The sequence below is a fragment of the Pseudomonas tolaasii NCPPB 2192 genome (genome assembly GCF_002813445.1).
GTDB classification, from domain to species: Bacteria; Pseudomonadota; Gammaproteobacteria; order Pseudomonadales; family Pseudomonadaceae; genus Aquipseudomonas; species Aquipseudomonas tolaasii.
In genome coordinates this window covers 1,726,921-1,744,146 of record NZ_PHHD01000001.1, presented here as the reverse complement: position 1 = coordinate 1,744,146, position 17,226 = coordinate 1,726,921, and the positions used below count along the sequence as shown (strand labels likewise).

The following is a 17,226-nucleotide window of genomic DNA, read 5'->3' as shown; positions in this document are numbered from 1 at the left end:
ATTGCTGCTGGCTGCATCAAGGAGATTACTTATGACGCGCACGCTCACCGCCCCGACTTTGCCCCAGGCCGTTCGCAACGGCATCAATGCCCTGGCTGCCGCACACTTGCAGGTCGACATCGCTCCGTACATTGGCATGGAAGAGGGCGACCTGATCGAGCTGTTCTGGAACAACTGCTTTGCCGCCTCGCGACGGGTCACCGCCTGCAAGGTCGGCATGCCCACGCACTTGCGAATTCCCGAAAGCTTTGTGCAGGACGGCCTGGCGCGGGTTCACTATCAAGTCATGCAGATCGGCCACGGCCCTGCGCGTTCGCCGATGGCCACCGTGCGGGTCAAGACTGATTTTCCGGGCGGCCAGCCTTCGAATCTGTACACCGATGAAAATCAAAACCTGGCGCCGGTCAGCCTGCCCGACACCATCCGCCGCTACGGCATCAACAGCAGTCAGGTACGGCGTGGCATTCCGCTGACCATCGAGCCCTACCTGAACATGGCGGCCGGTGACGCCATCACCCTGCGCTGGGGTGACGTGCGGCTGGACTTGCCGACAATCAAGGCCAGGGCCGTGGGCCAGGCGGTTCAGGTGTGGGTGCCTTCAGCGGTGATCATTGAGGCGGGTGACGACTGCCGCCTTGAAGTGACCTACTGCATTCTGGATCGCGTGGGCAATAATTCGCGCTGGGCACCCGCCCGCACGCTGGCCATCGCCGCCAGCTTGCCACAGGCGCCAGCCCGCACAGCCTGGCCCGCATCGACCTATCAACCCCGTCAGCCTGGCTCGCCCTGCGAGCCGGGCTGACAGCCCTTCTATGCTTATTCCCATAAGTTAGTTTATTTAAAAATTTAACGCGCTTAGGGTATATGCACCGGACCACCGGACATCTCTGATTTTTCTGTTTTTATTTCATTGAATGCGAGGTCGGTATGGTCAGAATTACCCCGGTGCATAACGCCAGGGCATTGCGTGCAGCCAAGGAGCGGCGCTGATGTCTAACTTGGCTTTAACACCCGTCCAGAGTGATCTGGACATTGCCCCCCTGTTGTTGCCGGCCGCTGTGCTGCGAGACGACGCCGAGGCCCTGAGCGCCGCCCACGAGCTGGCCCAGGCAGCGCGCCTGCAAGCCGCCAGACGCGATCAACAACGCAAGCTGCCGTGGGCACAGATCGAGCAGTTCACCCGCAGCGGGCTGGGCAGTATTTCCATCCCCCGCGAATTCGGCGGCCCGGAGGTGTCCTTCGTGACCCTGGCCGAGGTGTTCGCGATCATCAGCGCGGCAGACCCGGCCCTCGGGCAAATTCCGCAGAACCATTTTGGCATCCTGCACCTGTTGCAGGGTGCGGCCAGCGAGCGCCAGAAAAAGCAGTTGTTCCAGAGCGTCCTCGACGGTTGGCGCATCGGCAACGGCGGCCCGGAACGTGGCACCAAAAACACCCTGGAGCTCAAGGCGCGCATCACCGCCGACGGTGACGGTTATGTGATCAGCGGCCAGAAGTTCTACTCCACCGGCGCGCTGTTTGCGCACTGGGTCGCGGTAAAAGCGCTGAACGATGATGGCAAGCAGGTCATGGCTTTCGTACGCCGTGGCACCGAGGGCCTGCGCATCGTTGATGACTGGTCGGGCTTTGGCCAACGCACCACCGCCAGCGGCACCGTGCTGCTGGATCAGGTGCCGGTGGACGCCGAGCTGGTGGTGGAAAACTGGCGCATCGGTGAAAGCCCGAATATCCAGGGCGCCGTCTCGCAATTGATCCAGGCGGCCATTGACGCCGGTATCGCTCGCGGCGCCCTCGACGACACCATTGCGTTCGTGCGCGAACGCTCGCGCCCGTGGATCGACGCCAAGGTCGAACGCGCCAGCGACGACCTGTATGTGATCGCCGACATCGGCAAGCTGAAGATCGAACTGCACGCCGCCGAAGCCCTGCTGCGCAAGGCCGGCCAGGTGCTGGATCAGGTCAACGCCGCGCCGATCACCGCGCAATCCGCCGCCCGAGCCTCGATTGCCGTGGCCGAAGCAAAAGTTCTGACCACCGAAGTGTCGCTGCTGGTCAGCGAAAAGCTCTTCGAGCTGGCCGGCAGCCGCGCCACCCTCGCCGAATTCAACCTCGACCGCCACTGGCGCAACGCCCGCGTGCACACCCTGCACGACCCGGTGCGCTGGAAGTATCACGCGGTGGGCGCTTATCGCCTGAACGGCACTTTGCCGGCTCGTCACTCCTGGATTTAACCACCCAGAACACTTTTTCCACGAGCTTCTGGAGAAATACGCATGACCCTTTCTCACCACGTCGCGGTTATAACCAGTGACGAACAAGCCCTTATTGTCGCCAGCGACCTGGCCGAAGACTTCCGCCGCGACAGCGCCCAGCGCGACCGCGAACGCCGCCTGCCGCTGCCCGAGCTGGACGTGTTTTCGCGCTCCGGCCTGTGGGGCATCAGCGTGCCGAAGGAACACGGTGGCGCGGGTGTCTCCAACGTCACCCTGGCCAAGGTGATCGCCTTGATCGCCCAGGCAGACGCTTCGCTCGGCCAAATCCCGCAAAACCATTTCTATGCCCTGGAAGTGCTGCGTGTGAACGGCAGCCTGGCCCAGCAAAAACGCCTGTACGCCGAAGTGCTCGCCGGCCGGCGTTTCGGCAATGCCCTGGCGGAACTGGGCACCAAGACCGCCCACGACCGCGTGACCTCCCTCACCCGCGACGGCGACGGTTTTCGCATCAGCGGCCGCAAGTTCTACTCCACTGGCGCGATCTATGCGCAACGCATCCCGACCTCTGTGGTGGATGAACACGGGGTGCAGCAGTTGGCGTTCGTGCCGCGCGACAGCGAAGGCCTGAGCGTGATTGACGATTGGAGCGGCTTCGGCCAGCGCACCACCGGCAGCGGTTCGGTAGTGTTCGACAACGTGTGGGTCGCCGCGCAAGACGTGATCCCGTTCCAGAGCGCCTTCGAACGCCCCACCACCGTCGGCCCGCTGGCGCAGATTCTTCACGCCGCCATCGACACCGGCATCGCCCGCGCGGCCTTTGAAGATGCGCTGCACTTCGTTCGCACCAAAACCCGCCCGTGGATTGATTCGGGCAACGACAAGGCCACCGAAGACCCGCTGACCCTGAAAAGCTTCGGCCACTTGAGCATCCGCCTGCACGCCGCCGAGGCGCTGCTGGAACGCTCGGGTGAATTCCTCGATCGCGCCCAGGCCGACAGCAATGCCGAGACCGTCGCCGCCGCCTCGATTGCCGTGGCCGAAGTGCGCGCGTTGAGTACCGAAATTTCCCTCGCCGCCGGCAGCACCTTGTTCGAACTGGCCGGCAGCCAGGCGACCCTGGCCGAACACGGCCTGGACCGCCACTGGCGCAACGCCCGCGTGCACACCCTGCACGACCCGGTGCGCTGGAAGTACCACGCTGTCGGCAATTACTACCTCAACGATGAAAACCCGCCACTGCGGGGGACTATCTGATGGCGAAGAAAAAGATCCTGCTCAATGCCTTCAACATGAACTGCATCGGGCATATCAACCACGGCCTGTGGACTCACCCGCGCGACACCTCGACCCAATACAAAACCGTCGAATACTGGACCGAACTGGCGCAAGCCCTGGAACGCGGGCTGTTCGACGGGCTGTTCATTGCCGATATCGTCGGCGTGTACGACGTGTATCAACACTCTATCGACGTGCCGCTCAAAGAGTCGATCCAGCTGCCGGTCAATGACCCGTTGCTGCTGGTTTCGGCCATGGCCGCCGTCACCAAAAACCTCGGCTTCGGCGTCACAGCCAACCTCACCTACGAGCCGCCGTATCTGTTCGCCCGGCGCATGTCCACCCTCGATCACCTGAGCCGTGGCCGCGTGGGCTGGAACATCGTCACCGGCTACCTCGACAGCGCCGCCAAGGCCATGGGCCTGACCGAGCAGGTCGAGCACGACCGGCGCTACGACCAGGCCGACGAGTACCTGGAAGTGCTCTACAAACTCTGGGAAGGCAGCTGGGCAGACGACGCGGTGCTCAACGACCCGCAGGCGCGGGTGTACGCGCAGCCGGGAAAGGTGCACAAGGTCGAGCACCACGGCGAGTTTTATCAGGTGGAGGGTTACCACCTGTGTGAGCCGTCGCCACAGCGCACGCCGGTGCTGTTCCAGGCCGGCAGTTCGGACCGCGGTTTGTTGTTCGCCGGGCGGCATGCCGAGTGCGTGTTTATCAGCGGGCAGAACAAGGCCGCGACCAAGGCCCAGGTGGACAAGGTGCGCGCCAGTGCCGTGCAAGCCGGGCGAAATCCGGATGACATCAAGGTGTTTATGGGCCTCAACGTCATCGTGGGCGCCACCGAAGAGCTGGCCTGGGCCAAGCACGCCGAGTACTTGAGCTACGCCAGCCCGGAAGCGGGTGTGGCGCATTTCTCGGCGTCCACGGCCATCGATTTTGCCCAATACGAACTGGACGAACCCATCCAGTACGTGAAAAGCAACGCGATTCAGTCGGCCACCAAGAACCTGCAGAACAACGACTGGACCCGGCGAAAATTGCTCGAACAGCACGCGCTGGGCGGCCGGTACATCACCCTGGTCGGCTCGCCCGGGCAAGTGGCGGACGAGTTGGAGTCGTGGATCAGCGAAACGGGGCTGGATGGCTTCAACCTGACACGCATTGTGACGCCGGAAAGCTATGTGGATTTTATTGATCTGGTGGTGCCGGAGTTGCAGAAGCGGGGGTCGTACAAGACCGCTTATGAGCAGGGAACGCTGCGTGAAAAAGTCTTCCACGCTGGCGCTCGCCTACCCGAACAACACACCGGTGCCACCTACCGCCACTAATGACTGATCGTTCCCACGCTCTGCGTGGGAATGCAGCCCGGGACGCTCCGCGTCCCAAGAGCGGACGCAGAGCGTCCAGAGAGGCATTCCCACGCAGAGCATGGGAACGATCTCGGTCGTGAATACCTACTTTTTATGACTGGAAACCGATTATGAAAAAGACCCTCTTCACCCACCCAGTCAAAGCACTGGCCCTGGCGTTTGGTTTATTCAGCTCGGCGGTCTTCGCCGCCGACGCACCGCTGAAAATCGGCACCACCGCTGCCTTCGCCATTCCGCTGGAGGCCGCCGTGGCCGAGGCCGACAAGCAGGGTCTCAAGGTTCAACTGGTGGAATTCACCGACTGGATCGCCCCCAACGTCAGCCTGGCCGCCGGCGATATCGACGTGAATTACTTCCAGCACATCCCGTTCCTGGAAAACGCCAAGGCCGCCGCCGGGTTTGACCTGGTGCCGTACGCGCCAGGCATCATCAACAACGTTGGCCTGTATTCGAAGAAATACAAAAGCCTCAACGACCTGCCCCAGGGCGCCAGCGTGGCCATTGCCAACGACCCGATCAACAGCGGCCGGGGCCTGCAACTGCTGGCCAAGGCCGGGCTGATCACCCTCAAACCGGGCGTGGGCTACAAGGCCACCGAGGAAGATATTGTCAGCAACCCGAAGAAGATCAAGATCCTGCAAGTCGAGGCCGTGCAACTGGTGCGCGCCTATGACGATGCTGACCTGGTGCAGGGCTACCCGGCGTACATACGCCTGTCCAAGACCTTCGATGCCGAGTCCGCATTGCTGTTTGACGGCCTTGACCACCCGGAATACGTGATTCAGTTCGTGATCCAGCCGAAAAGCAAAACCGACCCGCGCGTGATCAAGTTCGTCGACATCTACCAGCATTCGCCGGTGGTACGCGCGGCGCTGGATAAATCCCTGGGCAAGCTCTACCAGGTCGGCTGGGAAGATAAAAAATGACCGCCGCCCACGCCCAATTGCGTGACCTTGGGGTCAAGCCCAGGGAAGCCGAACAGACCGAGCTGCATCCGGATTTGAACCGGGCCCACGTGCGTTTTATCAACCTGGGCAAGACCTACGGCGGCACTGTGCATGCCTTGCAAGGCATTGACCTGGCGATCCGGCGCGGCGAGGTGTTCGGCATCATCGGCCGCAGCGGCGCAGGTAAATCCTCGCTGATCCGCACCATCAACCGCCTGGAGCAACCGAGCAGCGGCCGCGTGCTGATCGATCAGGTGGACATCGGCGACTTTGACGAAGACCGGCTGGTGGCGCTGCGTCGACGCATCGGCATGATCTTCCAGCACTTCAATCTGATGTCGGCCAAGACCGTGTGGCAGAACGTCGAATTGCCGCTCAAAGTCGCGGGCGTGCCCAAGTTGCAACGCGAGCAAAAGGTGCGCGAGCTGCTGGAACTGGTGGGTTTGCAGGACAAGCACAAGGCCTACCCGGCGCAGCTGTCAGGCGGGCAGAAACAGCGTGTGGGCATTGCCCGTTCACTGGTGCACGACCCCGAAATCCTGCTGTGCGACGAGGCCACCTCGGCCCTCGATCCGGAGACCACCCAATCGATCCTCGGCCTGCTGCGCGAGATCAACAAGCGCCTGGGCCTGACCATTGTGTTGATCACCCATGAAATGGCGGTGATCCGCGAGATCTGCGACCGCGTAGTGGTGCTGGAGCACGGGCGCATTGTCGAGCAAGGCCCGGTGTGGCAAGTGTTTGGCAACCCCCAGCACGAGGTCAGCCAAACCCTGCTGGCGCCGTTGCAACAGGGCTTACCGGAAGAGCTGCAAAGCCGTTTACAGGCGCTGCCGGCATCGGCGGAGGCTGCGACGGTACTGCGTTTGCAATTCACCGGCAGCCACACCGACGAGCCGGACCTGGCCGCGCTGTTCAGCGCCCTGGGTGGCCGCGTGCGCTTGCTGCAAGGCGGCGTGGAGCGGATTCAGGGGCATGCCCTGGGGCAACTGCTGCTGGCGGTGAATGGCTCGCCTCACGATGCCGAAGACCTGTGCAAGCGTGCCGCACGCTGGGCACACACTGTGGAGGTGCTGGGCTATGTGGTTTGATCGTTTATTGCAGGGCGCCATCGACACCTTGCTGATGGTGGGCGTGTCGTCGCTGATCGCATTGCTGGTGGGCATTCCGCTGGCGGTGTTTTTGGTCACCAGCGACAAGGGCGGCATCTACCAGGCTCCGGCGCTGAACCGTGTGCTGGGCGGGTTCGTGAATTTGTTCCGCTCGATCCCGTTCCTGATCCTGATGGTGGCGCTGATCCCGTTCACCCGGCTGATCGTCGGCACCACCTACGGTGTGTGGGCCGCCGTGGTGCCGCTGACCATCGCCGCCACGCCGTTCTTTGCGCGCATCGCCGAAGTGAGCCTGCGCGAGGTCGACCACGGCCTGATCGAAGCCGCCCAGGCCATGGGCTGCCGCCGCTGGCACATCATCTGGCACGTACTGTTGCCGGAAGCGCTGCCGGGGATTGTCGGCGGGTTCACCATCACGCTGGTGACCATGATCAATTCATCGGCCATGGCCGGAGCGATTGGCGCCGGCGGCCTGGGGGATATTGCTTACCGGTATGGGTATCAGCGCTTTGATACGCAGATCATGCTGACGGTGATTGTGCTGCTGGTGGTGCTGGTGGCGGTGATTCAGTTGGGGGGGGACCGCCTGGCGCGGGTGCTGAACAAGAGGTGAGGTATAGTCGGGCCATCGAAAAAAAACGGTAGCCCCCGTCATGCCCCTAAAACCCGACGACCTCACCCAAATCACCTCCACCACCCTCGGCCACTACAACAAAGTGGCCGAGGATTTCCGTGAAGGCACCCGCGATCACGATGTGAGCCAGAATATCGACGCCCTGCTGCGGCATATCCAGGGCCCGGCGCCCTTTACCGTGCTGGATTTTGGCTGCGGGCCGGGGCGGGATTTGCAGACGTTTACGCGCATGGGCCACATCGCGGTGGGGCTCGACGGCTCCGAGCGGTTTGCGCAGATGGCGCGCGAAGACAGTGGCTGCGAGGTATTGCAGCAGGACTTTCTGAAGCTGGATTTGCCTGCCGAACGCTTTGACGGGGTGTTTGCCAATGCGGTGCTGTTTCACATTCCCAAGCAGGAACTGCCGCGCGTGCTCAAGCAACTGCATGGCGCGTTGAAGCCGGGCGGAGTGTTGTTCAGTTCCAACCCACGGGGTGAAAACCAGGAAGGCTGGAATGGGCCGCGGTACGGGTCGTATCACGACCTGGCGGCGTGGCAGGCGTTGCTGGCCAAGGCGGGGTTTGTGGAGTTGGAGCATTATTACCGGCCGGCTGGGTTGCCGAGGGAGCAGCAGCCCTGGTTGGCGAGTGTGTGGCGCAAAACATAGAAGTGTGTTGGCTGATCTGGCCGCATCGCAGGCAAGCCAGCTCCCACAGGGGGAATGCATTCCAAGTGTGGGAGCTGGCTTGCCTGCGATTGCGGCCTGCATGGCGCTATTGATAGACCTGAAGGACCACAGGTTTTTCACCCGCCACCAACGCCGTCACACTGTGCCCCGCGTACCCCTCTTTTTCCCCGGCGGCAAAGTTCGCCACCAACCGCGTGCCGTCGGCAAACGTGGTCTCCTGCACCTGCCGATCCGTCGTCAACCAACGAAACCCGGTCATTGCCTGAGTGGCCAAGCGCTGATGCAGTGGGCGGAAGAAAGCGTCCTGGCGCTGAATCAGCGGCAGCCGCTGTTTAACCGTGGCATCACTCAAGTGATACAGCGGCGGCACGTTGTAGAGCAATTGGGTCAGCTGGTTTTCGACCTGCACATTGCTCAGTTTCAGGCTGTCGAACAGCCAGTGATGGGTGGTGATCACCGAGCCGTGGAACACCGCCTGATACAGCGGCAGGCGCATGCCAGGGTCGAAATATACCGTGCGAAGCGGCTCTTTCAGCGGCACGGGCTTGAAGAACACTGCCGGCTGCTCCGGTGGGTACCAGTTGCCGACGTAATAGGGCGACTGCTTGTCCTTCGTCATCTCTCGATCGCCCCAGCCCATCACCGGTGTCTGCATGCCGTGGGCAAACAGGATGCCTTGGGCGGTGATCGCATTGCCGTCTTCGGAACCGGCCGGCAGCTTGAGCGCGGTGTTCAGCCAGCGGGACGCCTCGATGTTGCCCTCGGCGTTTTGCGCCTGGGTCATGGGTGCGCCGTCGCGGTAGCTGTCAAAGACCATGGCGGTGGCGTAGGCATCGAGGAACCAGGCGTTGAAACCCGCCCTGCCCTGCACCGCTTTCACCCGAGCTTCCAGCAAGGGCCGCACGCAACGTGGGTCGGTGTAATGGCCGGATTGCTGGAAGCCGGTTTTCAGCTTGCCGTCCTTGAGGACGATGGCGCAGTTGCGGTAAGCATTGCTGCCCAGGTGGGCGGTGGTCCAATCCGGGTTTTCGGTGGCCGACAGCGCAGTTTCATAGGAATCGTAGGGTGCCATCAGGTAACCCGCGTCGACACCGGCGCGAATCGCTTCGGGGTGCCAGAGCCCGCCTTCCCAGCCTTCACCCAGTGTTACCAGCAAGCGTTGCAGCCCGGCGTTTTTCAAGGATGAAACGACCTTGTTGCCCCAGTTCTCAGGGGTGTCGCCCAGAGCCCCGGCAAAAGTAACGGCCAGTTCGGCGCGCAACTCACCATAACGGGCGGCCAGCCGCGTCATGTCCGGCTCGTCAACCTGCCACGCCTGCCGCGCCTTCCTGTTGATCGCCGCATTGAGGCCGCGCAGCAGCACGGTCTGTTCATAGCGATTGAGCGCTGAGGTTTGTTTGAGGACCTGTGTGGATTCCTTGTCCAGCAGCCCCTTGAGTTCATTGGCACGCAGCACCGTAACGAGCCTGGACCAGTCCCGCACATCCTCCAGCGCCAGCAAGTCATTGCCCCACACATAGACGTGGCTGGCACCCAGCAACTTTTGCGCCGCAGGCGTTTGCCCAAGCTTGTCCGCCAATGTTTCATAACGCCCCTGCTCCACCAGCCATTGGCGATAGCGCTTGGCGCCGGCCAGAGGATCCGCGCCCCCCAGATGCAAACGCAGCGTCATGGGTGCCGAAGGATCGAGACGGGTAAAGTCATGGGCCACAGACAGCGCCAGGCCTTGGCCTTCGGCCTGCCACTGCAAGCGGTTGTTGTAGGGGTTGGTCAGCAACCAGTTCAGCGTGAAGCTGCCATGATCCACGCCCCACAGCGGCAGGCTGAGGTCCTGCGTGGTGTTGAGCGTGCCCTGGTCCAGCAAAAACGCTTTCCACACACCGTTAGCAGCGGGCACGTAATGCCCCTCGGCCAAGGGCCAGATCACACCTTGGCCCATGGCCTCGGCAGGTTGACGCAACAACGGCAACTCGCCCGCCTCGCGGGCGGTGATGGTCAAGGAAAGGTCGCGCTGCTCAAGACGGGCACTCAGGCGAAAGGCGCCGTCGTCCCATTGCCAGGCGGCTTGTTCGACGCCGGCTTGCAGGTCGCTGACGGCATGCGCGGCAACGCCGCTGGAGGCCTGCACCGAAGTTTCGCCGGTGGGCGTGACGCGCAGGGCCAGCGTGGCGGGGTCGAGTTCGACGCGCCACACAGCGTTTTCCAGCACGGCGGCTGAGGTGATCGGTGAGAGCAGCAAGCCGCAGATCAGCAAAGTGTGACGCAGGAAGTTCATGGGGTTCGACCTGTGTGCAAGGGTGGTCGAGGGTAAAACACTCGATCGCTTGCCGGAGGGGCCCAAGGTATTTCGGGAAGTTTCGTACATACCCTGAAGTGTATGAAGATAAAACCTGTGGGAGCGGGCTTGCCCGCGATTGCAGTGTGTCAGGCAACCTATTCGTGACTGACAGATCGCTATCGCGGGCAAGCCCGCTCCCACAGGTTTGGATTTCAGTCAGCCGGATGCTCCTGCTTCGGCTCGCGAATCTTGTACCAGGCCACATACAGCGCGGGCAGGAACAGCAGCGTCAGCAAGGTCGCGATGATGATCCCGCCAATCATCGCGTACGCCATCGGCCCCCAGAACACTTCCCGCGCAATCGGGATCATGCCCAGGCTGGCCGCCGCTGCCGTCAGCAGGATCGGCCGGCGCCGGTGCTCGGTGGCTTCCACCACCGCGTCCCACGGCGTGTAGCCCGCCACTTCATATTCGTGGATCTGCGTGACCAGAATCACCGAGTTACGGATGATGATGCCGATCAGCGCCAGAATCCCCAGGATCGCCACAAAGCCCATGGGCGTCCCCGTGGGAATCAGCGCCAGCACCACGCCGATCAGCCCCAGCGGTGCGACACTCGCCACCAGGAACATTTTCTGCACGCTGTGCAGCTGGATCATCAGGAAGGTCGCCATCAGGAACAGCATCAGCGGTACCACCTTGGCAATCGGGCCCTGGGCCTTGCCGCTTTCTTCCACGGTACCGCCGGTGGCCACCTTGTAACCCACCGGCAAGCCAGCGCTGAATTTCTCGATGGTCGGCGCCAGTTGCTTCACCAAGTCCGTAGGCTGCATTTCATCGCGTACCGAAGCCTTGATCGTGATGGTCGGCTTGCGATCGCGGCGCCACACCAGCGGCTGTTCCAGTTCATAGCGCACCGTGGCGAAGGCCAGCAGCGGAATCGACGTGCCGTTGGGCGTGACGATCTGCAGGTTCTGCAGGGTTTCCGGGGTGCCGCGTTCGGCATCTTCGGCGCGGCCGACCACGTTGATCAGGTAGATATCGTCGTGTACCTGGGTCACGGAAGCGCCACTGACCACGCTGTTCATCAACTGCGCCACGTCTTCAGACGACAGCCCCAGTTGCCGCGCCTTGTCCTGGGCGATGTCCACGCGCAGCACTTTGCCCGGCTCGTTCCAGTCGTAGATGATCTCGCCCAGGTGGGTGTTCTGGTCCAGCAAGGTCGCCAGTTCAATGGCGTGTTTGCGCACCTGGTCGATGTCTTTGCCCGACACCCGATACTGAATCGGACGCCCCACCGGCGGGCCCATTTCCAGCGGCTGCACATAGCTGCCGATGCCCACGAAGTCGTCGCGCAAGCGTTTTTGCAGGCGCGCAATCAGGGCGCCGCGCTCTTCCAGGCCTTTGCTGACGATCACCAGCTGTGCGTAGTACGGGTTTTCCAGCTGCTGGTCGAGGGGCAGGTAGAAACGGATCGCGCCCTGGCCGATATAGGTGCTCCAGCGCGCAATGTCCGGGTCATCCTTGATGATCGCTTCGAGGCGGTCGACAGCCTTGCGCGTCTCGTTGATCGAGGCGTTTTGCGGCAGGTTCAGGTCAACCAGGATTTCCGGGCGGTCGGATGACGGGAAGAACTGGTTCTGCACGAACTGCATCGAAAACACCGACGCCACAAACAACGCCACGGTGATGCCGATGGCCCACCAGCGGTTGCGCATCGCCCACAACATGCCGCCATTGAACGCACGGCCAATGCGCCCCGGCTCGGCGTTGTGCGGTTTCACGTTGGCGCTGAGGATATGCACGCCGATCACCGGCGCAAACAATACGGCGACCACCCACGACACCAGCATGGCCACGGCAATTACCGCGAACAGGGTGAAGGTGTACTCGCCCGCCGAGCTGGCGTTGAGGCCAATCGGCACAAAACCGGCCACGGTCACCAGAGTACCGGTGAGCATCGGGAATGCCGTGGAGGTGTAGGCGTAAGTGGCCGCCTGCTCTTTGGTTTCGCCTTTTTCCAGGCGCGTGATCATCATCTCCACGGTGATCATCGCGTCGTCCACCAACAAGCCCAGGGCGATGATCAACGCGCCCAGCGACACGCGCTGCATGGTGATGCCGCTGTATTCCATGAACACGAACACCAGCGCCAGCACCAGCGGAATCGAGCACGCCACCACCAGCCCGGCGCGCATGCCGAGGCTGATAAAGCTGACCACCAGCACGATGATCACCGCTTCAAACAGCGCGCTGGTAAAGCCGCCAACGGCCTCCTCCACCACTTCCGCCTGGTCAGACACCTTGTGCACGCCCACGCCCACCGGCAGGTCGGCGGTCAGCTCGTCCATACGCGTGTGCAGGGCCTTGCCGAAGGACTGGATATTGCCGCCCTTTTGCATCGCAATCGCCAAACCGATTGCCGGCTTGCCGTTGAAACGGAACATCGGCCGCGACGGGTCGACGTAGCCACGGCTGATGTCGGCAATGTCCGCCAAGCGATAGAAACGATCGTTGAGCCGCAGGTTGACGTTAGCCAGGTCTTTTTCCGAGGCAAACTGCCCCGAGGTGCGCACCGAAATACGCTCCGGCCCGGCCTCGATCACCCCGGCAGGCGTTACCGCGTTCTGCGATTGCAGGCTCTGCACGACCTGACGTTGATCAATCCCCAGCGCTGCGAGTTTGCGCGTGGAGAAGTTCAGGTAAATCACCTCGTCCTGCTGGCCGATCATCTCGACCTTGCCCAGGCCCGGCACCGAGCGGATTTCGGCGCGCACCTGCTCCACGTAGTCGCGCAACTGGCGCATCGACAAGCCGTCGCCGGTGAAGGCGTACACCGAGCCGAACACGTCACCGAACTCATCGTTGAACGACGGCCCCTGCAACCCCTGAGGGAAGGTGCCGCGAATGTCGTCGATCTTTTTGCGCACCTGGTACCAGATTTCCGGGATGTCCTTGGCGCCGGTGGTGTCCTTGAGGAACACAAACACCGTGGACTCGCCCGGCCGGGTGTAGCTCTTCACGTAGTCGAGGGAATCCAGCTCTTCAAGCTTTTTCTCGATGCGGTCGGTGACCTGCTTGAGGGTTTCTTCCTGGGTCGCGCCTGGCCAGCGGGTCTGAATCACCATGGTTTTGATGGTGAACGAGGGGTCTTCCTCGCGGCCCAGGTTCATGTACGAGAACACGCCCATCAGCAGCGCGACGAACATCAGGTACCAGACGAAGGACTGATGCTTGAGGGCCCAGTCGGATAAGTTGAAACTCCCTTTCATCGCGGGCTGCCCTCGTCGATTTTGACTTTTTGCCCGGGTTTCAGGCTGTTCACGCCGGCGGTGACGATGCGTTCGCCGGGTTTGACACCGCCGTTGAGCAAGGCGCTGTCGGCGTCACGGCTGATCACGTTGACGTCGCGCGGTTGCACGGTCTGGCTTTGGGTGTCGAGGATCCAGATGCGGGTTTTGCCGTCGGCCTCCTGCAACGCGGTCAGCGGCAATTCGATGCGCGGCGCGATGGCGGTGCTGAGCGTCACGCTGATCGCCGTGCCGAGGCGGAATGCCGGAGGTGTTTCGGCCAGGGTCAGGCGGGCGCGACGGGTGCGTGTGGCGCTTTGGGCCTGGGGTTCGATCTCGCGCACGATGGCCGTGGTGTTGACACTCGGGTCGAGTTGCCCGGCCACCAGAAACACCACGTCCGGCGGCAGGCGCTCGGCGAGGCCGGCGGGCAGGTCGATCACCGCTTCCTTGATGTCCGGGCGCGCCAGGGTCACCACTTGCTGGCCGGCGCTGACCACCTGGCCCGCCTCGGCATTCCAGGCGGTGACGATACCGGCGTGGTCAGTGCGCAGTTCGGCATAGTTGAGCTGGTCCTTGGCCTGGTTGACTGAAGCCTTGGCCTGATCGAGGGTGGCCTGGGTGGTTTTCAGGTCGGTCTGGGCCACGTCCAACTGGGCCTGGGCGCCGACGCCACGGTTGAACAGCTCCTGTTGGCGGCGGGCATTGGCCTGGGCATTGATGAATTGCGCTTGCACGCGGGCCAGATCGCCCTGCGCCGAACGCAATTGGTTCTGTTGATCGGTGGGATCAAGGACCGCAAGCAAGGCGCCCTTTTCCACTTCCGCGCCCACATCCACGGCGCGGCGGGCGATACGGCCGGGCACGCGGAAACCCAGGTTGCTTTCATAGCGGGCCTGAATCGTTCCGGCGAAGCGGCCAAGGTTTTCCTGGTCTTCTGACTTCACTTTCATCGACAACACCGGGCGCACAGGCTCCGGCGGCGGTTCTTCCTTGGAGCAGGCGGCCAGCAGCAGGCTGGCGGCGAGTAATACCGTCAGGCGCTTCATGGCTGGGCTCCTTGCGTAGCGATCTCGACGATCATCCCCGGATGCAGCAACTGCCCACCGGCCACCACGACTTTTTCACCGCCCTTGAGGCCGTCGCCGATGATCACTTTGCCGGTGAGGTAACGCGCTACGGTGACCTTGCGCAGTTGCGCCTTGCCGTCGCCGTCCACCAGCCACACGGCGGGCTCGTTCAGGTCTTTGGTCAGTGCCGCCCACGGCAGCTCGATGCTGGCCTTGGCCGGGCCATTGGCGGTGGCGCTGACCACAGAGCCCAGTTCCATGCCTTTGGGCAGGCTTTGCAGGGCGATTTTCACCTGCACGGTGCCGGTATTCGCGGCCACGGCGGGCGTGACCTCACGAACCTTGCCCACGGCCTTGATGCTCGGGTTATCCAGCAAACTCACGGTGATCGGCGCATCCGGCGGCGGCTCCACCAGCAAGGATTCATAGACATTGAACACCGCGTCACGCTCGCCATCGCGAGCCAGGCTGAAAATCGGCACCGTGGCCTGTACCACCTGGCCAACTTCGGCCTGGCGCGCGGTGATAATCCCAGGCGCATCAGAGATCAGCGAGGTGTAGCCAAGTTGCTCGCGGGCATTGGCCAACTGGGCCTGGGCGGCGGCCAGGGCGCTCTGGCTGCTGCGCAGCGCGGCCTGGGCGGAATCGTATTCGCTGCGGCTGGTGTAGCCCTTGGGCAAGAGTTTTTCCTGACGCACAAAGGCGGCGGCGGTCTGTTTGACCCGCGCCTGTTCAGCCACGACCTGGGCCTGGGCCGAATCGACGTTGGTCTGCAGATCCTTGGGATCAAGCTTGGCCAGCACTTGCCTGGCGCTGACGCGATCGCCCACGTCGACCATGCGCTGGATGATCTTGCCGCCTACGCGAAAGGACAGATCAGTTTGCACCCGGGCCTGGATATCACCGGTCAGGGTGACCGCCGCAGCAAAATCCGCCGACTGCACGGTCTGCACGAATACCCGCGAATGCTCTTTGGGCTCGGCCTTTTTCTCGCCACAGCCGCCGAGCAGCGTCAATAGGCCAAATCCCAGGATGAGTGTGTAAGTGCGACCGCCCATGCAGGCTCCTTTTGCGTGATGCCGACTTGCCAGTGTGTATGCGACTGTGAGCTTAGATCAGGGTTCCTTATCTGCATGGAGGATCCCATACTCCAATGGTTCCCACACCGACTCATTGCCCATGCTCAAAACCCTCGCGGTGGCCAATTACCGCTCGATCAACAAATTGGTGGTGCCGCTGGACCGGTTGAACCTGATCACCGGTCCCAATGGCAGCGGCAAATCCAACCTGTACCGCGCCCTGCGCCTGCTGGCGGAAACCGCCCAGGGCGGGGTAATCAATGCGTTGGCGCGTGAAGGCGGGCTGGATTCGACGTTCTGGGCCGGGCCGGAGACCATCACCCGCCGCATGCGTGAGGGCGAGGTGCCGATACAAGCCAGCACGCGCTCTAGCGTAAAGCGACTGCGCCTGGGGTTTGCCGGCGAAGATTTCAGCTACGCCATCTCCATGGGGCTGCCTTCACCGGGCATCAGCTATTTCTCTCTGGACCCGGAGGTGAAAAAGGAATGCATCTGGGCTGGCCACCTGTACCGCCCCGCCAGCTTGCTCGTACAGCGCTCCGGCCCGATGGTACGCGCCCGGGACGGTCGTGGCTGGGATGTGCTGGCCCAGCACACACCGGCCTATCACAGCCTGTTTGACCAGGTCGGCAGCCTGCGCGGATCACCCGAGGTGCTGATGCTGCGCGAAAGCATTCGCGGCTGGCGCTTTTATGATCACTTTCGCAGTGACGTGGACGCGCCCGTGCGCCAGCCACAATTGGGCACGCGCACGCCGGTGCTGCACCACGACGGGCGAGACCTGGCGGCGGCATTACAAACCATCCGTGAAATCGGCGACCCCGAGGCGTTGCAGCGGGCGGTGAGCGATGCATTCCCCGGCGCGCGGCTGAACATCCAGCCCTTGCAGGGAGGGCGTTTCGCGATTGAGTTTTATCAGGAAGGCTTGCTGCGCCCGTTATCGGCCGCGGAATTGTCGGACGGGACTTTGCGTTACCTGCTGCTCATCGCCGCGCTGCTGACGCCAAGGCCACCGACCATGATGGTGCTGAACGAGCCGGAAACCAGTTTGCACCCGGATTTGTTGCCGGCGTTGGCGCGCTTGATTATCCAGGCGTCCCTGCATTGCCAGGTGTGGGTGGTGTCCCATGCGAGCCGGTTGATTGCGGCGTTGCAGCAGGATGAAGGGTGTAATTCGATTGTGTTGGAGAAGGTGTTGGGCGAGACCCAGATCGTCGGTCAGGGGATTCTGGATGCGCCGGCGTGGCATTGGCCGCAATAGCCAACAACTGTACCGGCCTCATCGCGG

Annotated in this window: 13 protein-coding genes; 9 read left to right on the top strand and 4 right to left on the bottom strand. The window is 62.6% G+C overall.

Annotated features, from left to right (window positions below; translation table 11 throughout):
• Positions 1 to 31: 31 nt before the first annotated feature.
• The 8 genes from ATI14_RS08005 to ATI14_RS07965 all read left to right on the top strand — a co-directional run bounded on the left by ATI14_RS08005 (position 32) and on the right by ATI14_RS07965 (position 8,200).
• Complete coding sequence (locus ATI14_RS08005) at positions 32 to 802, top strand: hypothetical protein (protein ID WP_026083398.1); 771 nt, start codon at positions 32 to 34, stop codon at positions 800 to 802.
• Between the two features lie 187 nt (positions 803 to 989).
• Positions 990 to 2,231, top strand: a complete 1,242-nt coding sequence (locus ATI14_RS08000; RefSeq protein WP_016972170.1) for an SfnB family sulfur acquisition oxidoreductase — start codon at positions 990 to 992, stop codon at positions 2,229 to 2,231.
• A gap of 42 nt (positions 2,232 to 2,273) precedes the next feature.
• Positions 2,274 to 3,467, top strand: coding sequence for an SfnB family sulfur acquisition oxidoreductase (locus ATI14_RS07995; RefSeq protein ID WP_016972169.1), 1,194 nt, complete (start codon positions 2,274 to 2,276; stop codon positions 3,465 to 3,467).
• On the top strand, positions 3,467 to 4,819 hold the full coding sequence (locus ATI14_RS07990; RefSeq protein WP_016972168.1) for an LLM class flavin-dependent oxidoreductase: 1,353 nt from the start codon (positions 3,467 to 3,469) through the stop codon (positions 4,817 to 4,819). Before ATI14_RS07995 ends, ATI14_RS07990 begins: the two co-directional genes overlap by 1 nt.
• A gap of 152 nt (positions 4,820 to 4,971) precedes the next feature.
• Positions 4,972 to 5,787, top strand: coding sequence for a MetQ/NlpA family ABC transporter substrate-binding protein (locus ATI14_RS07980; RefSeq protein WP_016972167.1), 816 nt, complete (start codon positions 4,972 to 4,974; stop codon positions 5,785 to 5,787).
• Positions 5,784 to 6,899 (top strand): methionine ABC transporter ATP-binding protein, encoded by a 1,116-nt coding sequence (locus ATI14_RS07975; RefSeq protein WP_080520399.1) that lies wholly within the window; start codon positions 5,784 to 5,786, stop codon positions 6,897 to 6,899. Before ATI14_RS07980 ends, ATI14_RS07975 begins: the two co-directional genes overlap by 4 nt.
• The gene (locus ATI14_RS07970; protein WP_016972165.1) at positions 6,889 to 7,533 is read left to right on the top strand and encodes a methionine ABC transporter permease; all 645 of its coding nucleotides are present in this window, start codon (positions 6,889 to 6,891) and stop codon (positions 7,531 to 7,533) included. The genes ATI14_RS07975 and ATI14_RS07970 overlap by 11 nt, the downstream gene beginning before the upstream one ends.
• 40 nt (positions 7,534 to 7,573) lie before the next feature.
• Positions 7,574 to 8,200, top strand: coding sequence for a class I SAM-dependent methyltransferase (locus tag ATI14_RS07965; RefSeq protein WP_016972164.1), 627 nt, complete (start codon positions 7,574 to 7,576; stop codon positions 8,198 to 8,200).
• Positions 8,201 to 8,306: 106 nt separating this feature from the next.
• On the opposite strand, the gene ATI14_RS07960 is transcribed toward ATI14_RS07965, so the two are convergent.
• From ATI14_RS07960 to ATI14_RS07945, 4 genes are all read right to left on the bottom strand, one after another.
• Positions 8,307 to 10,496, bottom strand: coding sequence for a glycoside hydrolase (locus ATI14_RS07960; protein WP_016972163.1), 2,190 nt, complete (start codon positions 10,494 to 10,496; stop codon positions 8,307 to 8,309).
• A 215-nt stretch (positions 10,497 to 10,711) separates the two neighbouring features.
• Entirely contained in the window at positions 10,712 to 13,771 is a 3,060-nt protein-coding gene (locus ATI14_RS07955; RefSeq protein ID WP_016972162.1) for an efflux RND transporter permease subunit, read from the bottom strand.
• On the bottom strand, positions 13,768 to 14,838 hold the full coding sequence (locus ATI14_RS07950; RefSeq protein WP_016972161.1) for an efflux RND transporter periplasmic adaptor subunit: 1,071 nt from the start codon (positions 14,836 to 14,838) through the stop codon (positions 13,768 to 13,770). Before ATI14_RS07950 ends, ATI14_RS07955 begins: the two co-directional genes overlap by 4 nt.
• The gene (locus tag ATI14_RS07945) at positions 14,835 to 15,917 is read right to left on the bottom strand and encodes an efflux RND transporter periplasmic adaptor subunit (protein WP_016972160.1); all 1,083 of its coding nucleotides are present in this window, start codon (positions 15,915 to 15,917) and stop codon (positions 14,835 to 14,837) included. The genes ATI14_RS07950 and ATI14_RS07945 overlap by 4 nt, the downstream gene beginning before the upstream one ends.
• Positions 15,918 to 16,038: 121 nt before the next feature.
• Here ATI14_RS07945 and ATI14_RS07940 point away from each other — a divergent pair, with 121 nt between their 5' ends.
• Complete coding sequence (locus tag ATI14_RS07940; protein ID WP_020372595.1) at positions 16,039 to 17,199, top strand: AAA family ATPase; 1,161 nt, start codon at positions 16,039 to 16,041, stop codon at positions 17,197 to 17,199.
• Positions 17,200 to 17,226: the final 27 nt, after the last annotated feature.